This window comes from Bdellovibrio sp. HCB274, from assembly GCF_047306075.1.
Taxonomy (GTDB): domain Bacteria; phylum Bdellovibrionota; class Bdellovibrionia; order Bdellovibrionales; family Bdellovibrionaceae; genus Bdellovibrio.
Genome location: NZ_CP178623.1, coordinates 1 through 26074 on the forward strand (window position 1 = coordinate 1; position 26074 = coordinate 26074).

The following is a 26074-nucleotide window of genomic DNA, read 5'->3' on the forward strand; positions in this document are numbered from 1 at the left end:
ATGGAGTTAAACGCTTCTTTTTGGACATTAATTAAGTCAAAAATGAAAAGTCGTAATGATAACAATAAGTTATTAGATACTTGGCTTGATCCTATTGAGTACATCAGTACTGGTGGTTCCTTTGAACGTCCCAAATTGATACTCGGAGTACCCAATGCTCTTCACCAGTATTTTGTGATCGAGAATCTTCAGGATAAAATTTATACAGAAATTTCAGATACTTACCAGCGTCCTTTTGAGGTTGAGTTTAATGTTACTGGGGCCAAAGTAAATACACACATTGAAACAATGGCTACTTCTGAAGAGATTCCGACTAACCAGGGATCTGAGGTTCTTCAGGCACAATTGTCACGTGCTCAGGCTATTCAGACTACTCAACCTAGGTCCAGTGACTCTTTAAATGTGGATTTGACCTTTTCGACCTTCGTCGTGGGAAAAAATTCTGAATTTGCCCATGCAGCTTGTTTTAACGTAGCTCGCAACCCTGGGGCAGATGACTACAATCCTCTCTATATATATGGACCGGTTGGGATGGGTAAAACCCATCTTTTGCACGCGGCTGGAAATCACATTCGCGAGCAATTTCAGCATCTTAGAATTACATATTTGTCCGCTGAACGCTTCATGAATGAGTGTATTTCAGCCATCCGTCGCCATGAAATGGATAAGTTCCGCCAAAAGTACCGCGAAAACTCGGATATTCTTTTGGTCGACGACGTTCAGTTCATTGCTCGTGGTGAAGCCGTTCAGGAAGAGTTCTTCCACACTGTGAATAGTTTCATTGATTCGCGTAAGCAGGTTATCCTGGCTAGTGATCGCATGCCGAAGGATATCCACGGCCTGGAAGATCGCAGCCGCACCCGTCTTGAACGCGGTTTGATTGCAGATATTACGATGCCAGATTTGGAAACTCGTATCGCGATCCTTAGATACAAAGCTGAAAAGTTTAATATGCGATTGCCTGAAGACGTGGTTCACCACATTGCACGCATATCCAAACGTTCTATCAGAGAGCTGGAAGGCAATCTTAAGAAGGTTAAGATGTTCTCTGAGCTTCAAGGTTTGCCGATTGATGGTGAGCTTGTGAAGCGCATCCTTTCACATCACGAAACACAATCCACTATCTCTGTTGAAGAGATTATGAAACTGACTGCGGATCACTTTAAAGTGCGAGTTTTGGATCTAAAATCCTCTACGCGCGCCAAGCCAATTGTCGTTCCACGTCAAATTGCGATGTACTTAATTAAGAAATTTTTGGACAAGTCGCTTGTAGATATCGGCAAAGCATTCGGCGGAAAAGATCACACAACAGTGATGAACGCACTGGATCGTGTGAAATCTCTACAGGCAACGGATCAAGATATCTCAAAAGATATCGAGGATTTAGAGACAAGAATCCACAATATCACAGGAGTGTGAATGTGGACTGTGGATAGAGTTGTGGAAGAATCTGGGGGAACAAATGTGGATCTGAGTTACCCCCAAAATTCGCAACTTTCAGCCTAACTTGTACAGAGGCTTTATCCACAACTGTTTTTTAGTGTTTACACGCACTTAGAGGATTTGTTAGGTTTTCCACGCCCCTACTACTACTACTAGTTATTTATATTAATAGTAATAGATAATAAGAAGGGTGTTTTAAGAGGGATTTGTTATGAAGATCGAAATTGATAAAAGAGATCTATTAAGCCTTATCGGTAAAACTCAAAATATCGTTGAGAAGCGCAACACAATGCCAATTCTCATCAATGTACTTCTTGAAGCTGATCAAAACTTACTGAAAGTATTCGCAACAGATTTGGAAGTAAGTCTTACAGACCAAATCAAAGCTCAAGTTCATCAGCCAGGTAAAGTTGCAGTATCAGCAAAAAGTCTTTTCGAAATCGCAAAAGAACTTTCTGAAGGTCCAATCACTTTAATCAAAAAAGAAAATAACTGGTTAGAAATCAAACAAGGGAAATACACGTCCAAGATTGTGGGCATCTCTGCGGAAGAGTATCCGATCTTCCCGACATACAACTCTCAGGCTTTCATCAAGATTGATGCACAAGTTTTGAAAGAGATGATTGATAAAACAATTTATTCTGTATCGAACGATGAAACTCGTTACCACTTGAACGGTGTATTCTTTGAATTGAATCCACAAGCTGGTTTCAAAATGGTTGCGACTGATGGTCACCGTATGAGCTTGGTTAGCAAAAACTCTTCTGATGTGAAAGTTTCTGCAACTCAAGGTGTGATCATTCCCCGTAAAGGTCTTCACGAAATCAAAAAGATTCTTGAAGGTATCGATGGTAATGTGGAAATAGCTGTGGAAGGCTCCCAATTCGTACTTAAACATTCATCAACAATCCTGATGATTCGTTTGATCGAAGGAAAGTACCCGAATTATCAACAGTTTATTCCACAGAAGCTGACGCAAAAAGTGATGATCAACAAGGAAGCTTTCCTGACTTCACTAAAACGCGTTTCTCTTTTGGCGAATCAAAAATCCAAAGCGGTATTGTTGAACCTTTCAAACGGCCGTATGGAAATTTCTTCGAACAATCCAGAGTTGGGTGATGCGAAAGAGGAAATCGAAGTTGAATATGCAGGCGGAGAAATCAAAATTGGTTTCAATGCGAAATACATCACTGACATTTTGACCAGCATGACTCACGACAAGATTGATTTCGAATTGAATGATCACTTGTCTCCAGGCTTGATGAGACCTCATAACGACGCTTCTTACACTTGCGTTGTTATGCCTATGAGAATCTAATGATCTTTGAACGACTACGTCTTGTAAATTTTCGTAACTACCGAGACGTAGTCCTGAAGTTTTCCCCTCGTGTGAATGTTTTCGTCGGAGACAATGGCCAGGGGAAAACAAATCTTCTTGAAGCGATGTACATGATCTCCCAAGGAGATTCCTTTCGCTACTCTGACAACTCCACCATGATCAATTCGAATAATCAGGAATCGCTTATTCAGGCGCTGATTACTCAGAACGATCTTCACTACAAATTGAAATTGGGATTAACTAAAAGTCGCAAGGTTCTGACGTTGAATGAAAAACGTGTGACCTCGGCTGATGTTCGAAAAGTTTTCGCCAGTGTTGTATTCAGTCCCGAAAGTTTGGCAGCGATCAAGGAAGGTGCAGATCACCGCCGCGAACTGGTTGATGATTTACTTGTGACCTTCGATCGTAAGAACACGGATTTGATCGCGGATTATCGTAAAGCACTGAAAACTCGCAACAAGATGCTTAAGAACTTTGTTGAGGGTGAGGCTGATCGTGGGCTTACCCAGAACCTTTTAGAGTCTCTACACCCGCAATTTGTGCGTTTAGCGACGGATTTAACATACGCGCGCATCGCGGCTCTCGCTGGTTTGGCGAAAGATTTTAATAATGCCATGCAATACATTTCCAGCAATTCTGCTGTGGATATCTCGGTGGAATACCTGGTTTCAGACGAGAATGCTGTGAGTTTCACTCGTGAACAAGTCCAAATGGCGCTCGAAAAACGTCTCGGAGAATTGCATGATGCGGAGCTCTCATCTGGAACCAGTTTGGTGGGGCCACACAAGCACGACATCGTGTTCCTATATGGTGGAAAAGACTCAAGATTTTTTTGTAGCCAAGGGCAGCAAAGAGCCATCATTCTTTCTTTCAAAATGGCCCAAATTGTGTATCATAGGAAGGCTCACGGAACCTATCCTGTGCTGATGTTAGACGATGTCTTATCTGAGCTCGATAAAACCAAAAGAGATGCGCTGATTACGTTCTTACACGAGATCAACACTCAAATTTTTGTTACGACGACAGACTTCACATTGCCCGAATCGTTCAGCCTTGATCAGCTTTCCGTCGTGCGTATCAAGGATGGCCAAATCCTTGATGCATAAACGCGACTTACTCGACAGCGTCGAGTGGTATGCAAAGCAATGAGGGGTTACAGTGTCTACAGAAGAACAACAACAGCCAGCTTCCTATTCGGCTGATTCAATTCAGGTTCTTGAAGGTCTCGAAGCAGTTCGTAAACGTCCCGGAATGTACATCGGTGATACAGCTTTCAAAGGTTACCACCATCTTGTGTATGAGATTGTGGATAACTCGGTAGACGAACATCTTGCGGGATATTGCAAAACAATCAAAGTATCAATCAACTCCGATGAATCCATCACTGTCGAAGATGACGGTCGTGGTATTCCAGTCGCAACTCAAAAACAAACTGGTAAATCAGCTCTTGAAGTTGTTATGACAGTTCTTCACGCCGGCGGTAAATTCGATGGCGGTGGTTATAAAGTTTCTGGTGGTCTGCATGGCGTGGGTGCTTCCGTTGTGAATGCCCTTTCAACTCGCGTGAACGTGGAAGTTCAACGTGAAGGTCACTTCTGGAGACAAAACTACGAGCGCGGTAAAATTCTTGCGCCAGTAGAACAAGGTGAAGCGACAACTAAAACTGGAACGAAAGTAACTTTCAAACCAGATCGCGAAATTTTTAAAGACGAAACTTTGACGTACGATTTCGCAACTCTTGCAAATCGTTTCCGTGAACTTGCATTCCTAAATGCCGGTCTTCATATTTCATTGACTGACGAACGCACAGGTAAAAAACAAGACTTCCAATACGCGGAAGGTGTTGCTGAGTTCGTTAAGTACATGAACCAATCTAAAAAATCTCTTCACAACGAAGTTGTTTACTTCAAAGGTGAAAAAGACAATGTCGACGTTGAAATCGCAATGCAGTGGAATGATTCATACTCTGAATCTATCTTCACGTATTGTAACAACATCAACACTCACGAAGGTGGTACTCACCTTGTTGGTTTCCGTGCCGCTTTGACTCGTACAACGAACGCTTACGCGACTGAAAAAAATCTTTTGAAAGATTTGAAAACAAACCTTGAGGGTGAAGACATCCGCGAAGGTTTGGCAGCAGTTATCTCTGTAAAAGTTCGCGAACCACAATTCGAAGGCCAAACGAAAACTAAACTTGGTAATGCCGAAGTAAAAGGTATCGTCGAGTCTTTGGTGAATGAAAAACTTGCTGACTGGATGGATCGCAATCCTTCCGTTTCCAAAAACGTTATCATGAAGTGTGTGGAATCAGCGCGTGCCCGTGAGGCGGCTCGTAAAGCACGTGATCTGACTCGTCGTAAGACGGCACTCGATGGTGGCTCTTTGCCAGGTAAAATGGCGGACTGTCAGGAACGTGATCCAGCTCTTTGCGAACTATACCTGGTGGAAGGGGACTCCGCGGGAGGTTCCGCGAAACAAGGTCGCGATCGTCGTACGCAAGCGATTTTGCCTTTGAAAGGTAAAATCCTAAACGTAGAAAAAGCGCGTTTTGATAAAATTATTTCTTCTGAAGAGATTAAAGTTATTATCTCGGCACTTGGAACTGGTATCGGTAAAGACAACGTGAATGTTGATAAAATCCGTTATCATAAAATCATCATCATGACCGATGCCGACGTCGACGGATCGCACATCATGACTTTGCTTTTGACGTTCTTCTATCGCCAAATGCCATTGGTACTTGAGCGTGGTTACATCTACATCGCACAACCACCTTTGTACCGTGCGAAAAAAGGTAAAGAAGAAACTTACTTGAAAAATGAAGCAGCTTTGACTGAGTATCTTTTGAGCTCTGGTCTGAATAACTTCAAAATCAAAGGCAAAGAAAACCTGCCTGAATCAGATCTTCGTCAGTTGATTCTGAACATCCAAAAATTCAACAGCCTGCTTCGTGTTTCTTCCAAGAAATACGACAAAGATGTTTTGTATTTCATGCTAAGCAAAGTTGCTGATCTTGAAAAAACATTGGGTGATGAAGGTAAGATCAAATCTGTTCTTGCTGATATGACTGCTTGGGTGAATGCGGATCCAAAACTTGGAATCACTGAATTCAAAGCAGAAGTTAAAAATGATGAAGCTACAGGAAAACCTTACGCAGACATCTACACTGTTCGTTATGCAGACCGCATGACGACAAAATTCAGTCTGGATAATCTGCGCTCTTCAGAAATGATCGAGCTTCGCAAGATCTGGGGTCAAATCCAGGCAATCAGCACATTGCCACTAACAATCATTGAAGGCGAAAACGAAGTTCAATTCGAAAGCTACAATGAGTTCTATGAACACGTTATGGAATCTACGAAAAAAGGAATCTACATCCAACGTTATAAAGGATTGGGAGAGATGAATCCGGAGCAGTTGTGGGAAACTACACTGAATAAGGAAAACAGAACTCTTCTAAGAGTTTCGATCGAAGACGCTGTTGCGGCTGATGAAACATTCTCTATCTTGATGGGTGAGATGGTTGAGCCTCGTCGTAACTTTATCCACGAAAATGCTCTACTGGCTCGCAGCCTTGACGTTTAATTTTTAGGTATTGGTGATTGAATATGGAAAATAGTAATCAAGAAAAAGGCGTCACGGTTGTCGATATTAGCAAGGAAATGCGTGGAGCATACTTGCAATATTCGATGTCAGTTATCGTGGGTCGTGCACTTCCAGACGTACGTGATGGTTTGAAACCTGTACATCGTCGCGTTCTTTTCGCTCAAAGCGAAATGAACAACCGTCATAACAGACCGTATTTGAAATCTGCCCGTGTGGTGGGTGACGTAATCGGTAAATACCATCCGCATGGTGACTCGGCTGTTTACGAAACAATGGTTCGTATGGCCCAGGACTTCTCTCTTCGCTACCCTCTTGAAGATGGTCAGGGTAACTTCGGTTCTATCGACGGTGATAGCGCGGCAGCTATGCGTTACACTGAGATTCGCATGACTCCGATGGCAGAGGAACTACTGAATGATCTTGAAAAAGAAACAGTAGCCTTCGGTCCGAACTATGACGACTCTTTGCAAATTCCTTTGGTACTTCCTGCGAAATTCCCGAACCTTCTTGTGAATGGTTCTTCAGGTATCGCAGTTGGTATGGCGACAAATATTCCGCCACACAATCTGGGTGAAGTGATCGATGGTACAATCCATTTGATCAACAACCCTACTTGCCAACTTGAAGACCTGATGGTGCACATTAAGGGGCCAGACTTCCCTTCTGCAGGTGTGATCGCAGGTCGTGAAGGTATCCTGCAGGCTTATAAAAAAGGCCGCGGTATCATTTCACTTAAGGCAGTTGCGGAAATTACTCCGAACAAAGACCGTGAAGATATCATCATCACGGAAATCCCATACCAGGTTAATAAGGCGAAGCTTATCGAAAGCATCGCTGACCTTGTTCGCGACAAACAAATCGAAGGTATCTCTGACATCCGCGACGAGTCTTCCCGTGAAGGTATGCGCATCGTAATCAATCTAAAACGTGGCGAAAACGCTTCCGTTATTTTGAATCGCTTGTACAAATTCACTCAGATGCAGGTTTCCGTTGGTATCATCATGCTTGCGCTTGATGCGAAAAACCAACCGGTTACTTTCGACCTTAAAGGCATGCTTGAAGCTTTCGTTGATCACCGTCGTGACGTAGTTACGAAACGTTGTATCTTCGAACTTAAGAAAGCCCAAGAGCGCGCGCACATCCTGGAGGGTTTGAAAAAAGCCCTGGATCACATCGAAGAAGTTATCAAAACGATCCGCGCTTCTAAAGAAGCACATGCGGCTCGTGAAGCCTTGATGTCTAAGTTTGAATTCTCTGAGCGCCAGGCAGTTGCGATCCTGGAAATGCGTTTGCAACGTTTGACTGGTTTAGAGCGTGATAAAATCATCGAAGAACTTGCGGAGCTTCAAAAAACTATCGACTGGTTGAAATTCGTTTTGGCTGACGTTCGTGAAATCTACAAGATCATCGTTGGTGAGCTTGAAGACATGAAAAAACGTTACGCTGACCCTCGCCGTACTCAATTGCAAGGCAGCCTGGACGATATCGAAGACGAAGATTTGATCGCTGACGAAGACATGGTTGTGACTGTCACAAACACAGGTCTTATCAAACGTATGCCAACAGCTGAATACCGTGTTCAAAAACGTGGTGGTAAAGGCTTGAAGGGCATGGAAACAAAAGAAGAAGACTACGTAACAGACTTGTTCTCTGCTTCCACTAAAACGATGCTTCTGGTGTTTACTGATAAAGGTAAAGTGTACTGGGTGAAAGTTCATAAGCTTCCACTTGGCAGCCGTACTTCCAAAGGTAAATCATTGGCAAACGTTGTCCAACTGGCAAGCGGCGAAAGCGTTCGCGCGATCCTTCCAGTGAACGAGTTTGATGAAAACAAATTTGCAGTGATGTTGACTGAAAAAGGTGTGATCAAGAAAACGTCTATGGATTCTTTCGCGAATCCAAGAACTGCGGGTGTTATCGCCCTTACCACAGATCTTGATGACGCTATCATCGATGTGAAAATCTCTGACGGCCAGTCAGACATCTTCATCGCAACCAAAGAAGGTATGTCGATTCGTTTCAACGAAAATGACGTGCGCGGAATGGGTCGTACGGCTCGCGGTGTGAAAGCAATCACTCTGGCGAAAGACGACGTGGTTGTGGCGATGGAAGTTCTTGAAAAGAATACTCCTGACACAATCTTGATGGTGACTTCAAAAGGTTACGGTAAACGTTCAGAAGTGGGCGAATACCGTGTTCAGTCCCGTGGTGGTGTAGGTATCATCACTCAGAAAACAACTGACAAAGTTGGTAACGTTGTCGGTACGAAAAAAGTTTCTGAGAAACATGAATTGATCCTTTCGACTGATAAAGGACAGGTCATCCGTATGAAAATGACGGACATCTCTGTTCTGGGTCGTAACACCCAGGGTGTTCGTTTGATTAATATCGACGAAAAAGAGGAAACCGTAACTGGTCTGGCGGTTGTTGAAGACGATCACTCGGATGAGGCTGCGGCTCCAACTGCTCCCGAAGGTGTAACTCACTAGTATGATGAGAGGAGTTCTGGTTGTTTTACTATTACTCCTCTCCGCCTGTTCCTCCCAGGAGCGCGGCGATTTCAAGCTCGCTGAAAAAAATGTGAACCAGGGTAACTACAAGGTTGCCCTGGATTACTTCGATCGCGTCATCTTAAGAAACAATGATTCAGAATATCCTTTAGAGGCAGCTCGCGAAGCGGCCCGGGTTTCATTCTTTGAACTTAAAGATTACGAGCGCACGATCACTTATCATCGCTTTATTGTTCTTCACTCAAAAGATGAAAAAGAGCGCGTGCAGTCGCAAAAACAGATTGCGGAAATTTATTTCAATAACCTGCAGAACTACCAGGCATCGATTGTGGAGTTCAGTAAACTTCAGCAAATGCCTCACACAGATCTTGAGGCGTCCCAGTATCAGATGAGTATCGCGCGCGCGAATTACTACATGAATAATTTCTTTCAGGCCGAGTCAGAGATTGATTCGCTGTTGCGCTTAAAATCAGACGACAACATTCGTTTTCAGGCGTTGATGTTAAAAGGTAATATCCTGGTCGCCAAAAAAGAATTCGTAAAAGCGATCGATATCTTTAAAGGTATGATCGATAAGTATCCGCAAAGATCGGTTCAGGAAAATGTCGGTTTGGTCCTGGCAGTTTGTTATGAGGAAAACGACAACTTCAAGGAAGCTATCAAAGTGCTTGAAGGTTACCGCGATAAATACAGCCCACCCGAGTACATAGAACTTCGTATTAAGCGACTTCAAGAGCGCATGAAAAATGCCCCAGGTGCGAAAGGCTTCAGGAAGTAATGAGAAAGTATATAATATTTGCATCCATTGGCTTCGAACTTGTCGGGTTGATCATCGGATGTTTTTACTTGGGCGAACTTCTGGATGCGAAATACCAAACTAAGGGAATGGCCTTTGTTGGTTTAAGCTTGGCGGCCTTGGTTGGCTGGCTTGTACGCGTTATCTGGCTTTTAAAGCGTATGGAAGCCCAGGAAGAAAAAGAAAACGCCAAAAAGAACCTAGGTAAATGAAAAGAGTTTTAATTTGTCAGGCCCTAATAACAGCTATCGGCTACGTTGCCCTGCTGTTTTTTGCCGCACCTAATCATGCGGATTCCTTCCTTTGGGGCTCTCTAACTATCTTTATTAGCTTTGCCTTGATGGGCTTGGGATACGGGTTGATCTTCCAAAAGAAATTGGTTGCCCTAGCTATCTCCCTCATTGTATTTAAGTACGCGATTTTAGGCATTATTATCTTCACTCTAGTTAAACTCGATTGGTTTTCATCAATCGCATTTGCTGTGGGTGTTGCTAGCTTTATTGTTTCAGCAATCTATTATGCGATCAGTGAAGCTTTGAGAGAGGAAAGAGAAGATGGCGGCAGGAGCACACCACCCGTTTAACTGGACACAACTAGTTCCAGGTGTAGGCCTTGAATATTATCACGTAGCAACTTTGGCAGTAGCTACTGTTGCAACAATCGGTATCGGTTTGATGGCGCGTGCATCTTTGGGTAAAGGTGAAACGGCTGTTCTTCCAGCTGATAAATTTTCTCTTCGTGGAATCATGGAAATGCTGACTGAGATGATGTCGGGACTTTCCGAAATGGTTATCGGTGAACACGGTAAGCACTATGTTCCGTTCTTTACTTCAGTATTCTTCTTTATCGTTTTCAACAACTTGCTTGGTATGATCCCGGGAATGACTCCGGCGACTGAAAACATCAATACGACTTTCGGTTTCGGTATCTTGATGTTCTTGTTCTATAACTTCCAGGGTGTGAAAGAAAACGGTCCTATCGCTTACTTGAAACACTTCATGGGTCCGGTAATTTTCCTGGCTCCGTTGATGTTTGTAATCGAAATCGTATCCCACTTGGTTCGTCCATTCTCTTTGGGTCTTCGTCTTGCTAACGTAATGATGGGTGACCATACGGTACTATCTGTATTCTTGGATCTAGTACCAATCGGTGTACCAATTCCATTCTATATCATGGGATTGTTCGTATGCTTTGTTCAGGCTTTTGTATTTACTTTGCTTTCAATGGTTTACGTAGCATTCGCGATTGCACACGACCACTAAGAAGCAAATATTTAACCGTTCTCTAAAGGAGAAACACATGAAAAAAATGATCGTTGCACTAGTTGCTATGTTCGCCTCTGTATCTGCTTTCGCTCAAGACGCTGCTGTTGCAGCTGCTCCAGTTGCTGCAGCTGGTACTGATAAAGGTATGGTTGCTTTGGCAGCTGCATTGACTATCGCAGTAGCGGTATTCGGTGGCGCTATGGCTCAAGGTAAAACTGCTGCTACAGCACTTGATGGTATCGCTCGTAACCCAGCGGCTTCTGGTAAGCTTTTGATCCCAATGATCTTGGGTCTAGCTCTTATCGAGTCTCTAGTTATCTACGCGTTGATCATCGCTTTGAAACTTTCTTAATTAACGGCGCTTTTAAGCGCAGTAATTAAAAAGATCAGAAATGATTTTAAAAAGGCTGGGTTCGTCCCGGCCTTTTTTTATTTCTAAAAGGTACGGCCTTACTTTCTCCAAGAATTCCCACTTCCGCTACGGGTGTGCGGCCGTCCGCACTTTCTCAGATCAGACCTAATATACTTAGATTGGCCTTCATTTTTTCTATTTACCTTGCCCCAAGGACAACCTCGATAAATAACCTGAGGTTAGGATGAAGAACTGGCTTACTATCGGACAATTTGCGAAAGAGATCGGCGTTTCAGCCAAAGCTCTACGTTTATATGAAGACATGGGTCTATTGAAGTCTCATGTGCGTGGCGAGAACGGCTATCGTTATTACGATGAGGCACAACTCGAGATCGCCCGTCGTCTCAAGGACTTCAAAGATCTTGGATTTACCCTCGTTGAAATTAAGTCTTTGTTGGAGGTGAATCAGTCGCTGAATGTACAGCAAATGACAGAGGCGATGACGAACAGATTGAAAGCCATTTCTGAACAATCTGATTTGCTAAAGCAACAGGAACATCAGATCACGAATATCCTCTCCTCCTTGAAAAAAGGAAACGAGCCACTGAAGGCTAAACAAAGGAGAGCTATTTTGAGAACCTATGGGCAAGTATCGATCGTCGTTACTGGTATTGGAAATTTGAGCCAAATTGCAACGTGTATTCAAAAGTATTTTAAGAACGCTAATGTTGAAATTCCAGTAATTGAGTGGACCACGTCAATGGTGCCGCCCGAACAGAAGCCACATATAGTTTTAATTCATGAAGATCAGCTTTCAAGTGATGGTGTCGATAAAATTCATCCAGACGTTGTGGTTATTAAAAGCATGAGCACGTCATCTGAAGAAGTTGAAGAGCAATACCTACGACTGTACACGGAATCCGGTCCACATATGAGCACGGTGTTTAATGGTGACGACCGTGCATCCATAAACCTCGCCGCATCCGATATCATTCGTGAGGGCAGAACCTTTTATACTTCAAAAAATAAAGGCTTGAAGGATCAAATTCACAGAATTGGTGGCGCCGTGAGCGATGGCGAAGTGATAGATCTATTTGCGTTCAATCTTGCTTCTCCTCGTGAAGATCTAAAAATAAAACTCAAAAGAATCATGGGTCTTGAAGAAGAAATGGCGATTGTTTCTTCCCTGGTTGCGGTGATGGATTCTGGCTTCAAAAAAGAACACCTACAAACAGATCAAATCACGGTGCTTTAAAATAAAAAAGGGCTGACGTTTTGGCGCCAGCCCTTCATGAGGACATAATTGTCGGTTTGCACACCCGTAGCGGGTGTGCGGACGTCCGCAAGCGGAACTATAGGTATTTGTTCACTACGGCTTCGACGCGGTCTTGGATGCGTTTCATGCCGGCAGCTGTTGTGGCTTCGTAGCGCACAACCAATACGGGTTGTGTGTTGGAAGAGCGGCACAATGCCCAGCCGTCTTCGAAGCTCAAACGGATGCCGTCAGTCAGGTCTACTTTGTAGTCTGCGCCTGGGCCGCCCTTGAAGGCTTCTTTCATTTTTTCCACGATCAAAACTTTTTTCTCTTCAGTGGTGTCGATGCGGATTTCAGGAGTGTTGAATGCCGGAGGCAAACCTTCCAGAAGTTGTGGGATTGTTTTACCGGTTTTAGCCAGGATTTCCACCAGGCGAAGACCAGCATAAGGAGCATCGTCGTAACCGAAGTTGCGATCAGCAAAGAAGATGTGACCAGACATCTCGCCGCCGAAAGGTGCTTTTTCAGTTTTGATTTTTTCTTTGATTAGAGAGTGACCCGTTTTCCACATGATGGGTTGGCCACCGTGTTTTGCGATATCATGGTACAAGCGATCAGAACACTTCACGTCGCCCACGATTTTTGCGCCCTTGTTTGTTTCAAGGATCGAGCGCGAGATAATAGTCATCAGCTCGTCACCGTAAACCATACGGCCTGTGTGATCCACTACACCGATACGATCTGCATCGCCGTCAAAACCGATACCGCAAACTGCGCCTTCTTTCTTAACCTGTGCCGCCAAATCCACAAGGTTTTCCTCAACCGTTGGATCCGGATGGTGATTTGGGAAAGTTCCATCTGGTTCTTCAAACATGATTGTTGGTTTCAAGCCGCAAGCTTCAAATAAACCACGAACAACGGAACCGCCGGCACCGTTCCCGCAATCCAAAACGACCTTAACGTTCTTCATTTGGCCGAATTCTTTTTTGTAGTGCTCGTAGTAGCTTGGACGGATATCGAAAGACTCCACAGAGCCTTTGCCATCAATGTACTCGCCTTTTTCGATAATCTTACGAAGAGTTTGAATTTCTTCACCAAAGATCGTCGTTTTACCGAAAGAGATTTTAAAACCGTTAAACTCTGGAGGATTGTGGGAGCCAGTTACTTGAACTGCGCCATCCACTTTCATCGTGAAGGTTGAGAAATAGCACACAGGACTTGTTACAAGGCCCAAGTGGATAACCTTAGCACCTGAATCGACAAATCCTTGCTCCAAGCTCTTAACGATGGCTGGAGAGCTTACACGGGCATCGTGACCGATGGTCAGTGTTGGATTGGAGATGTTTTTAACATTCTTCATGTGAACTACAAAAGCGCGCGCCAAAAGATATGCGAAATTGTCGTCAAATTGACCGTTATAAACGCCGCGGATGTCGTATTCTCTGAAAATCACCGGTTGATACATTATAACCTCACTAGGTATTGGAAATGACTAGATTTAATACTAACTAAGCTTGCTGTCGAGTTAAATTAATAGCCCACTTTATTGCATCGATCATGGAGTTTGGATTTGCTTTGTTTTTCCCGGCAATATCTTTCGCTGTTCCGTGATCAACACTGGTTCTTACAAAAGGAATTCCCAGGCTGATGTGAACACCACTGTCCTGCCCGTGTATCATCTTAAATGGAATCAAACCCTGGTCATGATACAAGCAAAGGTATACGGAATACTTCTTCCAGTTATCCTTAAAAAACGCTGCATCCGGAACTAAAGGCCCCACAAAAGGAATGCCTTTTTCTTTCGCGAACGAGGCAAGGTTTGGAAAGACCATCAACTCTTCGCTACCTATCATCCCCTGCTCGCCCGCGTGGGGATTTAGTCCCAGAACCCCAATAGGTTTGCTACGCTGTGATTTTGGCAAGGCCTGACGTAAGAGATCAGCATTAATCAGAGCTTCAGCGACAGTGCTAAAGCTGATGTGCTTGGTGATTTGCGCAACTGGCAGGTGCCCTGTCGCCAACACCACATTAAATTCGCTTCCCGCAAATCCCATGTGCACCGTTTTGGTTTTCGAAATACGTTTTAAAATATCGGTGTGACCCAGATCCTTGAAACCGGCATCTTTGATCAGAGTTTTTGAAAGTGGACCTGTCGCAATTCCCTGCAATTGCTTTTTCATGCAGGCTTTGGCTGAAAGCTCCACCCAATGTGCCGGAGACAGGTCAGAACAGATATCAATCAGATAAGGCCCTTCGATATTTAGAGCCTCTTCCAATGAATCCACAACGATGCGTTCGAATTTTTGATCGATTAGTTTCAGGTATTTTGTGGAGGCACTGTCGTTTCTCCACAGGATAAATTGGATGCCTTTTTGCGGACCGATTTTGTGCAGGGCCTTGGCAGTGACTTCAAAGCCAATGCCATCATCATCTCCTGTAGTAAGAGCGATTCGCAGGTTACTCATTGATTCTGACGAAGGAGTCGTCGCGTTTGTTTTGTAACCACAATTTCAGTTGACGTCTGAAGCTTGTTTCCATCAGCTGCGCCTTGATGCGATCTTTTTGTTTTTCAAAATTAGGATCCGAAGTCAGTTTTCGACCCGTTAGCTTTGCGATATGAAAGCCCATGCGGGATTTAATAATTCCTGTGGTTTCGCCAACAGAAAGATTCGAGATGGCCTCTTCAACTTCCGGCATGAACTCGCCGGATTTGAACGTTCCTAAAGCACCACCCGATGAAAAGTTTGGATCTTCACTGAATTGCTGAGCCAAAGTTTCAAAGTTTTCCCCAGAGCGCAATTTGGAAAGTACATTTTCCGCACGCTTATAGGCTGCTTCGCTGCCACCTTTTTTTGGATTAAAGAAAATATGGGAAACTGAAAACTCATCGATAGATGGTTTGTTTTTTGGATTTGCCTTTAGATACTCGTTCAAAGCCTCTTCATCAGAGATACGAATCTTTGACATGATCTCAGCATCCATCAGGTTGGATTTTTCAGTTTTCTCTTTCAAAAAAACTTTATACTCAACGATGTCGACGCCCTGGCCTTTTAGAACGCTGATCAATTCCGCTTCACTAACATTGTTTCTTTTCGCGATATCTTTGAACTCTTGTTCAACGCGGGCGTTAGTAACATTCAGATTTAAGCGTTTGATTTCGGAAGAAAGGATCTTTTCATTGATCAGATATTCCATTTGTGCTTTGCGATTCTTTTTTAGCTCTTCAAGACTTTTACCATCCGTCAAAGCATCGTCGATCATGCCGGGCTTTGAAATACGTGTTTGAAGCTCCTTTAGATCTGATTCCAGGATAACTTCGTTGTTAACTACAGCCAGAGTCTTTTCAACCAACTCGGCCTTTACGGGTACGGCAATAAGCAATGAAACAAGCAAACTAATCATTATTCCCTCTGGTATCTACGGAAATGGAGTTCATCAACTCGTGATCCTTTAGGACTTTACTACTTCTGAGCTGAGCATCAAGCCATGCGACGTATTCCGCCTGCTCGCGTTGTGCTTTAAGTGCGCGCGTAATCTGTGGACGAACCTCTTCAAGGGTCAAAGTGGAGGCCGGAGCCTTCTTTTCAACGCGAATCAGGTGTATGCCGAAGGGGCTTTTAATGGTTTGGATGCCTGCGGAGTTTGTAAATAAGCGGTCGAAATAGTCCACCGTGCCCTTTTCAATCCAACCCACAACTCCACCTGATTTTGCCTCTGGAGTGATGGAGAACTTCTTGGCCAATTCTGCAAAATCCTTGGTCTTCAAATCAGTTTTAATGGCATCCGCTTTGGCTTCTTCGTCGATGACGATCTGACGGATATAGACGCGCTCTTTGCGTTTATACATATCCTTATGATCTTCGTAGTAGCGCTTGATTTCGTCTTCGGCGATGGGCTTCGCCTTTTCATTAATTTTTTTAAAGACTTCACGTTCAATCAAACTGTAGCGAAGCTCTTCGCGCCATTCCGCAAAGGAAAGGTTTTCCTGAGCCAGTGCACGACGGAAAGAAAGATCATCGGGATAGTTCGCTCGCAACTTATCCACTTCTTTATCCAGAGCGCTTTCTGAAACCACAATTTTTTGGGCTCTGGCCCAATCAAGTGTCAGGCTTTTCACCAGAAAGTCGCGAAGGACTTCTTCTTTGATTCTTTGAACGTTGTTTGGATCTTTGGCGGCCAGGGCGTCGAAGTTTTTAAGCTTTCGCGCCAGCAGATTTGAAAATTCCTTGGCGGTCAGAACGTGTTCATTAACTTTCTGCACCGGTTTTTTGGAAAGTTTTTGATAGTTGGAAGGACAACCCGCCAACGCCATACTGATTAAAATAAAAAGCCCCGCTTTAACGGGGCTCTTTAGGAATTTCATTTAAATAGTTCCTTACTTGATAAGGTTTTTATTTTCCTTAATTGAGTACGATTTTTTCAACTTCTCGAAGTACTCATTAAAGATATCTTTTCTTTTATCGTCGTAAACTGCGGCTCTGATCTGACGTTTGTCAGCGTTTTCAAAACTGCGACGACCTGTAAGCTTCACGATGTGGAATCCATATGGAGATTCGATGAGCCCGTTAACCTCACCCACCTTCATTGAAACAGCCGCTTCGTAGTAAGCAGGAACGATTGTAACACGAGACTGCCAGCCGATGTCACCACCTGCTTGCTTGGAAATCGCGTCGTCCGAGTAAAGCTTAACCAGCTCCTCAAATGGACGCTTGGATTTTTTTACTTCCGCATAGATTTCTTCAGCGCGTTTACGTGCTTCAGCGATCTGTGCAGGAGTAGCACCTTGTTTGAACTCGATGAGGATGTTGCTGGTGCGGATTTCTGGATTATTTTTGTACCAGTTCTGCATTTCTTTGTCAGAAATCGTGATTTTTTGGATCTTAGGACCCAATTCTTTTTCAAGAAGGGCTTTGTACATTGCCTGGCGAAGCTGCTCCTGAACGATAGGATCTTTCTCAAGATTGCGTTTTTCAGCTTCCTGCAAACCAACTTCATAACGAACCATATCTTCAAGGAAAAGATCTTTGGTCGGAGGGTTCGTGGTTTTAGTCTTAATGTCGTTATACTTTTTGTTAAACTCGTCCAGGGTGATCGTCTTTTTGCCCACCTGAGCCAACACTTCAGAAGATTTTTGCGCGAACGCGGGTGCTGCGATGAGCATCAAGATGCTGATAACTAATTTCATACTTTAAAAGTCCCTTTAAAAAGTTGAATACAAACTATGTTAAAACGCTAGCACTAGGCATTATTATCCGCAATGAAATTAACAGCTTGCTCGCGAGTACGGTGTAAAAGGGACTCTAACTCTAGAGCAAGGTCTGGGTTTCTTGGATCCTGTTCTTTTGTGACCGGAGGAAGACTCTCACTCCAGACAATAACAACCTTCGCAAACGGTTTTGGCAGAAAAGTTTTGTTCCATGATCTTGGGAAATAAACGGCGCGATCAACATAGACTCCGGCGGCGTAAATGGGTCCGTGAATCATGCGCGAAAGTTCGAACACGCCCGGCTTCACTTTGTGTAACGGGCCCTTGGGGCCATCAACTGCAAAGCTGCAATTTCCCCCGTCTTTTACTAAACGCAAAAGACCTTTTAAAGCCTGAACGCTGCCGCGCGAAGATGATCCGCGACTGGTTTTTGCACCCATCCACTTAAGCACCGTTGCCATCAACTCGCCGTCTTTGGACTGCGATGCAATGGTGGCGATCCGATAGCGTTTAACGATCGAAAGAAGTGCCAGCTCATCACCATGCCAGTGAGCAAGTACAACAGGGCTTCTGTTTTCCAGGGATTTTTTCAGTGATTCGGGCTCAAAGAGCCGAACCCTCCATGTCCATGAGAGGGTTCGGTAAAATACAAACACGATAATAGGAAGTATGTATTTCCTAAACACGATTAGTGGTGAAGAGCCTTTTTGAACTCTTCAGTCAATTTTGGAACGATTTCAAGAGCGTCCCCTACGATACCGTAAGTCGCTTTTTGGAAGATCGGTGCATTTGCATCGCTGTTGATAGCAACGATAACTTTAGATGAACCCATACCCGCCAAATGTTGAATCGCGCCAGAGATACCAACAGCGATGTACAAAGAAGGTGCTACTGTTTTACCAGTTTGACCCACTTGCATACCGTGTCCTACCCAACCAGCGTCCACTACCGCACGAGTTGCACCAACAGTTGCCCCCAATACGTCAGCAAGATCGTTCAAAACCTTAAAGTTTGCAGCTTCTTTCAAACCACGACCACCGGAAACGATGATGTTCGCTTCAGTAAGATCCAGTTTTTCAGAGGCACCTTTAACGATTTCTTTGATCAAAGTTTTCAAATCTGTTGCCGAGTTTGCGTGCTCAACGACGTTTGCAGATTTTGCAGTGTCAGCCGCATCAACCGGAAGTTGGTTTGCGCGCATCAAAACGATTTTGATCGGGCTGTTTTCGAAGTTAACAGTCGCGAATGCTTTACCAGAGTACATCGGTTTAACAGCAGTTACGTTGTCACCGTTGATTGTCAACTGAGTGCAATCAGATGCCACACCCGTGTTCAGACGAGCAGCAACACGTGGGAACAAGTCCTTACCTGTTGAAGAGGCGGAAGACAGGATGATCGAAGGTTGAACTTTGTTAACGATTGCAACCATGTTTGCAGTGTATGACTCTGGATTGTAAGAATCCAAAGAAGCATCTTTCACAACATGAACTTCAGAAGCACCGTTGTGACCGATAGCTGCCGTCACATCACCTGCGTGAGAGCCGAAAGTCACAGCAACAACGGTGTTGCCGGATTTCGCAGCTGCCTGCAAAAGCTCCATAGAGCTGCGTTTAAGTTTACCGTTTGTTTGTTCAGCAAATACCAATACTTTACCCATTGCCAACTCCTACAGAACCTTCGCTTCGTCGCGAAGAAGTTTAACCAGCTCTGCTGCTTGTGCAGAAGAGTCGCCGGAAAGCATTTTTACAGCTGGCTTGTCTGCCGGAAGAGTCATGCCAGAGTATTTTACTTTGATGTCAGTCGCAGGAATGTTCAAAGAAGCGAACTCGATCTCTTTGATCACTTTCTTTTTCGCTTTCATGATACCTGGAAGAGAAGCGTAGCGAGGCATGTTCAAGCCTTTGTTTGCGCCAACCACTGCAGGTGTCATCATTTGCACAACTTCTTTAGCGCCGCCCTCAACGTCACGCTCAACAGTTACGTTTTCGCCATTGAATGCGAATTTAGAAACCACAGTCGTGTGAGGAACGTTTAAGAATTCAGCCATCATTTGGCTTACAGAAGAAGCATTGTCGTCGATTGCAAGCTTGCCGGTGAAAATGATTTTCATTCCGCCCTCAGCTTTGATCACTTCAGCAAGTGCTTTTGCTGTTGAGAAATTATCCAGACCTTCGCCGTTAATAACGATGGCTTCATCAGCACCCATTGCCAAAGCAGTACGCAAAGATTCAACTACGCGTGCTTTAGGACCCGCGCTCAAAACCCAAACTTGAGAGCCTGGATTTGCGTCGCGAAGCTTGTTGGCTTCCTCGACAGCGTATTCGTCGTAAGGGTTCATAACCCATTTAATTCCCGCCGTATCGATACCGGTTTGGTCGGGAGAGATTTTGATTTTAGTTTCAGTGTCTGGCACCTGTTTGATGCACACGAAAATCTTCATATTTTTACCCCGTTTTTAGAGGACCAGTTCTATCGTTAGATGATTTCAGAGGCAAAACTAAATCCTCAAAGTCTAACATGTTGCGAAACATGACAGGGGTCATGGACAAATCAAACCCCCGAGGAGTAAGTTAATTAAAAACTTAATGAGAATTCACAGCTATAACACAAGGGGTTTCACACCATGTTTTCATTTCTCGGATCGACTGTCGGGAAGAAATACCTAATGGGTTTGACTGGTCTAATCTGGGCAGGTTTCGTCCTGGCTCATATGGCCGGAAACATGCTCATTTTTGTAAGCCATGACGCTTACAATGCTTACGGCCACGCGCTGACAAGCGGAAAAATCATCTACATTGCAGAGGCCGTTTTGGTTTTGGCCCTGATTGTTCACGTTGCAATGGCCATTTCATTGACGAAAAACAATCGTGAAGCAAAAGGTCAGCGTTATGCTGTGGCAGCTTCCGGTACCAAAAGAGTTTCTTTGGCTTCCAGAACGATGGCGATCCAGGGATCTTTGATTTTGGTTTTCGTGATCCTGCACTTGATCACTTTTAAATACGGCTCTTACTATGAAACTAATGTCGGCGGTGTGCCGATGCGTGACCTGGCAAAACTGATGGAAGAAGTCTTCCAACAACCAGGTTATGTGGTTTGGTATGTAATCGCTCTGGTTATTCTGGGCTTCCACTTGAAACACGGCGTGGGTTCAACTTTCCAATCCTTGGGATTGATGGAAGGCACTTACCGCAATGTTTGGACGAAGCTGAGCATTGGTTACGGTATCATCGTAGCCCTTGGCTTTATCGCTCAACCTCTTTACCTTTTCCTTACTCACTAAGGGGCACACATCATGGCTAATATTTTAGACAGCAAAATTCCTAGTGGTCCAATCGAAGGCAAATGGGAAAAAGCCAAGTTTGAAAACAAACTTGTAAATCCAGCGAATAAAAGAAAACACTCTGTAATCGTAGTGGGTGCGGGTCTTGCCGGCGCCTCTGCAGCGGCCTCTTTGGGCGAGCTTGGTTATAAAGTAAAAGTATTCTGTGTGCATGAGTCCCCTCGCCGCGCCCATTCCGTGGCGGCACAAGGTGGTATCAATGCAGCGAAGAACTATCAAAATGATGGTGACTCCACTTACCGTCTTTTCTACGACACTGTTAAGGGCGGAGACTTCCGTGCCCGCGAAGCGAACGTTTATCGTTTGGCTGAAGTGTCTGCAAGCATCATCGACCAGATGGTTTCCCAAGGTGTACCTTTCGCTCGTGAATACGGCGGCACACTGGCAAATCGTTCCTTCGGTGGAGCTCAAGTTTCCCGTACATTCTATGCCCGCGGTCAAACAGGTCAGCAGCTTTTGTTGGGTGCCTACTCGCAAATGATGAGACAGGTTGACGCTGGAACTGTTGAACTGCGCTATCGTCGTGAGATGTTGGACGTGGTTGTTATCGACGGTAAAGCCCGTGGTATCATCGTTCGTAACTTGTTGACGGGCGAAATTGAATCCCACGAAGCAGACGCAGTTATCGTTGCTTCCGGTGGTTACTCAAACGTGTTCTTCCTTTCCACAAATGCGATGAACTGCGCTGTTACAGCTGCATGGAAAGCTCACAAGCGTGGTGCTTACTTTGCAAATCCTTGCTACACGCAAATCCATCCGACATGTATTCCGGTTCATGGCGAAAATCAGTCTAAACTTACATTGATGTCTGAATCCCTTCGTAATGACGGCCGTGTTTGGGTTCCAAAAGCAGTTGGTGATAAACGTCACCCTAATGACATTCCTGAAAACGAACGCGATTACTACCTGGAGCGCGTTTACCCTTCATTCGGTAACCTCGCTCCTCGTGACGTGGCTTCACGTCAGGCGAAGTACGCTTGTGACGAAGGCCGCGGCGTGAATGAATCCGGTAAAGCAGTTTACCTGGATTTCGCTGACGCTATTAAACGTCTGGGTGAAGACAAGATTTCTGAACGTTACGGAAATCTGTTTGAAATGTACGACAAAATCACGGGCGAAAATCCTTATAAACGTCCAATGAAGATCTACCCGGCTCCTCACTACACAATGGGTGGCTTGTGGGTTGACTACAATCTTCAATCGACTATTCCAGGCTTGTTCATTGCGGGTGAAGCGAACTTCTCTGACCACGGCGCAAATCGTCTGGGAGCTTCTGCATTGATGCAAGGTTTGGCAGACGGTTACTACGTGCTTCCATACTCCATCGGTAACTACCTTGGCGGTACGAAGCTGAATAAAGTTTCCATCACTGACGATGCTTTCAAAGCAGCGGCTGATGGCGTGAAAAAAGAAATCAGCACTCTTATCGGTATCAAAGGTAACCGTACCGTTGATAGCTTCCATAAAGAGCTGGGCAACATCATGTGGGAAAACTGCGGAATGGGTCGTAATGAAGCCGGTCTTAAGAAGGCGCTTCAGGAGATTCCAAAACTTCGTGAAGAATTCTGGCAAAATGTTCGTATTCCAGGTGATCCAAACTATCTGAATGTTGAGCTTGAAAAAGCCGGCCGTGTTGCTGACTTCCTGGAGCTGGGTGAGTTGATGTGCCGTGATGCTCTTGAGCGCCAAGAGTCTTGTGGTGGCCACTTCCGTGAAGAATATCAGGATAATGGTGAAGCAAAACGTGACGATGCGAATTTCTGTCACGTGGCTGCGTGGGAATACACAGGTGATGTAAAAACATCTGTTCGCCACAAAGAAGAACTTACTTTCGATAACGTTCACCTAGCAACTCGTAGCTATAAATAAGAGGCGTAAAATGAGTGGAAAAAATTTAAATCTGACTTTGAAAGTTTGGAGACAAAAAGGCGCTAAAGATAAGGGCTCTTTTGTTGAATACCAGGCTAAGAACGTTTCTGAACATGCTTCTTTCCTGGAAATGCTGGATGCAGTAAACGAAGAAATCGTTGCTAAAGGTGAAGAGCCAATTGCATTTGACCACGACTGCCGCGAAGGTATCTGTGGAACTTGTGGTTTCGTTATTGACGGTGAAGCACACGGTAAGTTGAAAGCGACAACTGTTTGCCAACTTCACATGAGAAACTTCGAAGACGGCCAAACTTTGACGATCGAACCTTTCAGAGCGTCCCCGTTCCCGGTTATCAAAGACTTGATGGTGGATCGTTCCTCTTTCGACAGAATCATTTCCTCTGGTGGTTATATCTCTCAAAACACTGGTAATCCGCAGGATGCAAATGCAATTCTGATCCCTAAAGCGGACGCCGATGAAGCGATGAACTCTGCAACTTGTATTGGTTGTGGTGCGTGTGTGGCGGCTTGTAAGAATGCTTCTGCAGCATTGTTTACTTCAGCTAAGATCTCTCACATGGCGCTTCTTCCACAGGGTGCTGTAGAGAAAAATGAACGCGCATTGCGTATGGTTGCGGCGATGGATTCCGAGGGCTTTGGTGCTTGTACGACGACAGGTGCTTGTGAAGCTGCTTGTCCTAAAGAGATTCAATTGACCAATATCTCTCGCATGAACCGTCAGTTCTTGGGTGCTTCGTTGACGAAAAGACCTAAGCATAAAGATGGCGGCGCAGGCTAACGCTTAGATTTCGTTGAAGTCATAAAGTTTATCCAAATATTAATGATTCTAAGGGGTTCAGGACACTGAACCCCTTTTTTTGTATTTAATGTTAACCTTTAAAATCTGCATCATGGGTCGTTCTCAATGAGAGACTCATCTTAGACCTTCATCTGTGATTTTCCCCTAAAGCTCGAACATCAAACTTCCGAAATCTAGACCAAGGAATGGGCTTATGAAGAAGATTGATCAACTAATGGCAGAACTGGGTTTTAACAAAAACGCACCTGATAGCGTGAAAGAAGCCTTCATTAAGCATTTAATAAAGGTCTCTGAAGGTGTGAATGTAATCACTCCCACTGAAAAGCGCGAGATGGCCCAGCATCCGGATAAAATTGTGCAGTTTAAACTGCCCGAGCAAATGAGTTTTGGCTTCGCCGAAGAAAAATCCACACGTCCAACCAGACCAAAGACCGGATAAATGCTGGATAAACCCAGGACTTAGGTCCAGGTTTTTGACCTCATTTAAAAACAAATAAAATCCTAACTTTGCGAGCGGTACCATTTTGGAACTGGGGACCACCTGGGCAAATTTTGCCGAGACGTTCCTCTGGCTAAAATCACCCATTGAAGGAGGGGATTATGAGAGGGCTTATCGGAAGAGCCATGCTCGGTTTGTTTGTTTCTGTAAGCGCATTCGCTGCTAAACCTGAAGCTGTGCCTGGTGAATACATTGTTCAACTTAAAAATCAGTACGCTATTCAATCTACACAGATTCTTAGTCAGCAATTGGGCGCTTATGTAAAGAGCACAATTCCTGAAATGAATATCGTTGTTATCAAAAAGCCGGTATTCGAACTTTCTGAAAGCGTGGTTAAAACTCTTTCTCAGAATCCAATGGTTGATATCGTTGAGCCAAACTTTATCTATCGTATTAACAAAACTCCGAATGATCCAATGTTGGGCCGTCTTTGGGGTATGAACAACACGACTACTGCTGGCGTGGATGTTGGTGCTTTGCAGGCTTGGGATATCACGACTGGATCAAACGATGTATTGGTTGCAGTCATCGATACTGGTATCGACTATAACCATCCGGATCTTAAAGCTAACATGTGGACTAACCAGGCTGAGCTAAACGGTCAGCCAGGTGTGGACGATGATGGTAACGGCGTTATCGATGATATTTACGGCGCAAACTTCGTAAATGCAGCGAAACCAACCGGTAACCCGCTTGATGATCACAGCCACGGTACACACTGCTCCGGTACAATCGGCGCTAAAGGTGACGACGGTGCTGGTATCGTAGGTGTTGCGTGGAATGTTCGTTTGATGGGCGTAAAATTCCTGTCAGCTGACGGTTCTGGTTCTTTGGAAGGCGCTCTTAAAGGTATCGACTATGCAGTTAACATGGGCGCAAAAATCCTTTCAAACTCATGGGGCGGCGGTGGCTACTCTGAGACTTTAAAACAAGCGATCCAAAGAGCAAACGACAAAGGTGTTTTGTTTGTTGCAGCCGCTGGTAACGAATCCAACGACAACGACGCGAACCCGACTTACCCGGCTACTTACGACATTCCAAACGTATTGTCAGTGGCAGCGATCGATGACAAAGGTAACCTGGCTTCTTTCTCGAACTACGGAAAAAGCAAAGTGCACGTTGCAGCTCCAGGCGTAAACATCGTTTCTTCAATTAAGAACGGTGGCTACAGCTCATACTCTGGTACTTCAATGGCGACTCCGCACGTTTCTGGTATCGCAGCTTTGGTTGCTTCCAACGAGCCAGCATTGACCGGTCAGGAAATCAAAGAGCGCATCATGGCGACTGCTAAGCCATTCCCAACATTGCGTGGTAAAGTTCGTACTAAAGGTATTGCGAATGCTTACACAGCTTTGACAAACACGGCGCCAGTTCCAGATCCAAATGATCCAATCAACTGGAGCACGACGACTGCGAATGTTTCTTCCGCTCACCCATACGCAAGCAAATCAAACGAAACGTTTGAAGTGAATGTACCGGGCGCGAAACAAATCGCGATCTATTTCGAAAAATTCGATACAGAACGTGACTATGACAAAGTTCAAATTTACGACTCTACTGGAAAATTGGTTCAAACAATTTCCGGTAAGGCAGATGACACTCTAAGCAGCGTGATCGAAGGAAGTTCTGCTAAAATCGTGTTCACGTCTGACGACTCTGTAAATCGCTACGGCTTTGATATCACAAAGATCGCTTACCGATAGTCTGGAAAATTACTGAATTCCAAAAGAGCCATCTCGGAAACGGGATGGCTTTTTTGTTTTTAATCAGG

Annotated in this window: 24 protein-coding genes; 16 read left to right on the forward strand and 8 right to left on the reverse strand. The window is 44.5% G+C overall.

Annotated elements, in window-relative coordinates; translation table 11 throughout:
* From dnaA to ACLWNV_RS00055, 11 genes are all read left to right on the forward strand, one after another.
* On the forward strand, positions 1-1419 hold the full coding sequence (gene dnaA / locus ACLWNV_RS00005; protein WP_413585845.1) for a chromosomal replication initiator protein DnaA: 1419 nt from the start codon (positions 1-3) through the stop codon (positions 1417-1419).
* 235 nt (positions 1420-1654) lie between these two features.
* Positions 1655-2761, forward strand: a complete 1107-nt coding sequence (dnaN, locus tag ACLWNV_RS00010) for a DNA polymerase III subunit beta (RefSeq protein WP_413585846.1) — start codon at positions 1655-1657, stop codon at positions 2759-2761.
* Positions 2761-3888 (forward strand): DNA replication/repair protein RecF, encoded by a 1128-nt coding sequence (gene recF, locus ACLWNV_RS00015; protein ID WP_413585847.1) that lies wholly within the window; start codon positions 2761-2763, stop codon positions 3886-3888. The genes dnaN and recF overlap by 1 nt, the downstream gene beginning before the upstream one ends.
* A 52-nt stretch (positions 3889-3940) precedes the next feature.
* Entirely contained in the window at positions 3941-6370 is a 2430-nt protein-coding gene (gene gyrB, locus ACLWNV_RS00020) for a DNA topoisomerase (ATP-hydrolyzing) subunit B (protein ID WP_413585848.1), read from the forward strand.
* Between the two features lie 23 nt (positions 6371-6393).
* Positions 6394-8880: a DNA gyrase subunit A gene (gyrA, locus tag ACLWNV_RS00025; protein ID WP_413585849.1), complete on the forward strand. Its 2487-nt coding sequence runs from the start codon at positions 6394-6396 to the stop codon at positions 8878-8880.
* 1 nt (position 8881) lies between these two features.
* Positions 8882-9679, forward strand: a complete 798-nt coding sequence (locus ACLWNV_RS00030; RefSeq protein WP_413585850.1) for a tetratricopeptide repeat protein — start codon at positions 8882-8884, stop codon at positions 9677-9679.
* Positions 9679-9909, forward strand: coding sequence for an AtpZ/AtpI family protein (locus ACLWNV_RS00035; protein ID WP_413585851.1), 231 nt, complete (start codon positions 9679-9681; stop codon positions 9907-9909). The genes ACLWNV_RS00030 and ACLWNV_RS00035 overlap by 1 nt, the downstream gene beginning before the upstream one ends.
* Positions 9906-10280, forward strand: a complete 375-nt coding sequence (locus ACLWNV_RS00040) for a hypothetical protein (RefSeq protein ID WP_413585852.1) — start codon at positions 9906-9908, stop codon at positions 10278-10280. Before ACLWNV_RS00035 ends, ACLWNV_RS00040 begins: the two co-directional genes overlap by 4 nt.
* Positions 10252-10959: a F0F1 ATP synthase subunit A gene (gene atpB, locus ACLWNV_RS00045; RefSeq protein WP_413585853.1), complete on the forward strand. Its 708-nt coding sequence runs from the start codon at positions 10252-10254 to the stop codon at positions 10957-10959. The genes ACLWNV_RS00040 and atpB overlap by 29 nt, the downstream gene beginning before the upstream one ends.
* Before the next feature lie 37 nt (positions 10960-10996).
* Positions 10997-11314 (forward strand): ATP synthase F0 subunit C, encoded by a 318-nt coding sequence (locus tag ACLWNV_RS00050; protein ID WP_413585854.1) that lies wholly within the window; start codon positions 10997-10999, stop codon positions 11312-11314.
* Between the two features lie 244 nt (positions 11315-11558).
* Complete coding sequence (locus tag ACLWNV_RS00055) at positions 11559-12569, forward strand: MerR family transcriptional regulator (protein ID WP_413585855.1); 1011 nt, start codon at positions 11559-11561, stop codon at positions 12567-12569.
* A gap of 97 nt (positions 12570-12666) precedes the next feature.
* Here ACLWNV_RS00055 and ACLWNV_RS00060 read toward each other — a convergent pair whose 3' ends face one another.
* Genes ACLWNV_RS00060 through ACLWNV_RS00095 form a run of 8 tightly spaced genes read right to left on the reverse strand, consistent with a single transcriptional unit; the run spans position 12667 to position 20215 of the window.
* Complete coding sequence (locus ACLWNV_RS00060) at positions 12667-14034, reverse strand: phosphomannomutase/phosphoglucomutase (protein ID WP_413585856.1); 1368 nt, start codon at positions 14032-14034, stop codon at positions 12667-12669.
* Positions 14035-14077: 43 nt separating this feature from the next.
* Entirely contained in the window at positions 14078-15034 is a 957-nt protein-coding gene (locus tag ACLWNV_RS00065; RefSeq protein WP_413585857.1) for a 4-hydroxythreonine-4-phosphate dehydrogenase PdxA, read from the reverse strand.
* Positions 15027-15971 carry a peptidylprolyl isomerase gene (locus ACLWNV_RS00070; protein ID WP_413585858.1) on the reverse strand — a complete coding sequence of 315 codons (945 nt, stop codon included), beginning with the start codon at positions 15969-15971 and terminating at the stop codon, positions 15027-15029. The genes ACLWNV_RS00065 and ACLWNV_RS00070 overlap by 8 nt, the downstream gene beginning before the upstream one ends.
* Positions 15964-16932 carry a peptidyl-prolyl cis-trans isomerase gene (locus ACLWNV_RS00075; RefSeq protein WP_413585859.1) on the reverse strand — a complete coding sequence of 323 codons (969 nt, stop codon included), beginning with the start codon at positions 16930-16932 and terminating at the stop codon, positions 15964-15966. Before ACLWNV_RS00075 ends, ACLWNV_RS00070 begins: the two co-directional genes overlap by 8 nt.
* Positions 16933-16944: 12 nt before the next feature.
* Positions 16945-17754, reverse strand: coding sequence for a peptidylprolyl isomerase (locus ACLWNV_RS00080; protein ID WP_413585860.1), 810 nt, complete (start codon positions 17752-17754; stop codon positions 16945-16947).
* A gap of 53 nt (positions 17755-17807) precedes the next feature.
* Positions 17808-18431 (reverse strand): lysophospholipid acyltransferase family protein, encoded by a 624-nt coding sequence (locus tag ACLWNV_RS00085; protein ID WP_413585861.1) that lies wholly within the window; start codon positions 18429-18431, stop codon positions 17808-17810.
* 32 nt (positions 18432-18463) lie between these two features.
* Positions 18464-19432, reverse strand: coding sequence for an electron transfer flavoprotein subunit alpha/FixB family protein (locus tag ACLWNV_RS00090; RefSeq protein WP_413585862.1), 969 nt, complete (start codon positions 19430-19432; stop codon positions 18464-18466).
* 9 nt (positions 19433-19441) lie between these two features.
* Positions 19442-20215, reverse strand: coding sequence for an electron transfer flavoprotein subunit beta/FixA family protein (locus ACLWNV_RS00095; RefSeq protein WP_413585863.1), 774 nt, complete (start codon positions 20213-20215; stop codon positions 19442-19444).
* Between the two features lie 183 nt (positions 20216-20398).
* On the opposite strand from ACLWNV_RS00095, the gene ACLWNV_RS00100 reads away from it, so the two are divergent.
* From ACLWNV_RS00100 to ACLWNV_RS00120, 5 genes are all read left to right on the forward strand, one after another.
* On the forward strand, positions 20399-21055 hold the full coding sequence (locus ACLWNV_RS00100; protein ID WP_413585864.1) for a succinate dehydrogenase cytochrome b subunit: 657 nt from the start codon (positions 20399-20401) through the stop codon (positions 21053-21055).
* Between the two features lie 12 nt (positions 21056-21067).
* The gene (locus tag ACLWNV_RS00105; protein ID WP_413585865.1) at positions 21068-22984 is read left to right on the forward strand and encodes a fumarate reductase/succinate dehydrogenase flavoprotein subunit; all 1917 of its coding nucleotides are present in this window, start codon (positions 21068-21070) and stop codon (positions 22982-22984) included.
* Between the two features lie 10 nt (positions 22985-22994).
* Complete coding sequence (locus ACLWNV_RS00110) at positions 22995-23783, forward strand: succinate dehydrogenase/fumarate reductase iron-sulfur subunit (protein WP_413585866.1); 789 nt, start codon at positions 22995-22997, stop codon at positions 23781-23783.
* A gap of 214 nt (positions 23784-23997) precedes the next feature.
* Positions 23998-24243, forward strand: coding sequence for a hypothetical protein (locus ACLWNV_RS00115; protein ID WP_413585867.1), 246 nt, complete (start codon positions 23998-24000; stop codon positions 24241-24243).
* Between the two features lie 161 nt (positions 24244-24404).
* On the forward strand, positions 24405-26006 hold the full coding sequence (locus tag ACLWNV_RS00120) for a S8 family serine peptidase (RefSeq protein ID WP_413585869.1): 1602 nt from the start codon (positions 24405-24407) through the stop codon (positions 26004-26006).
* Positions 26007-26074: the final 68 nt, after the last annotated feature.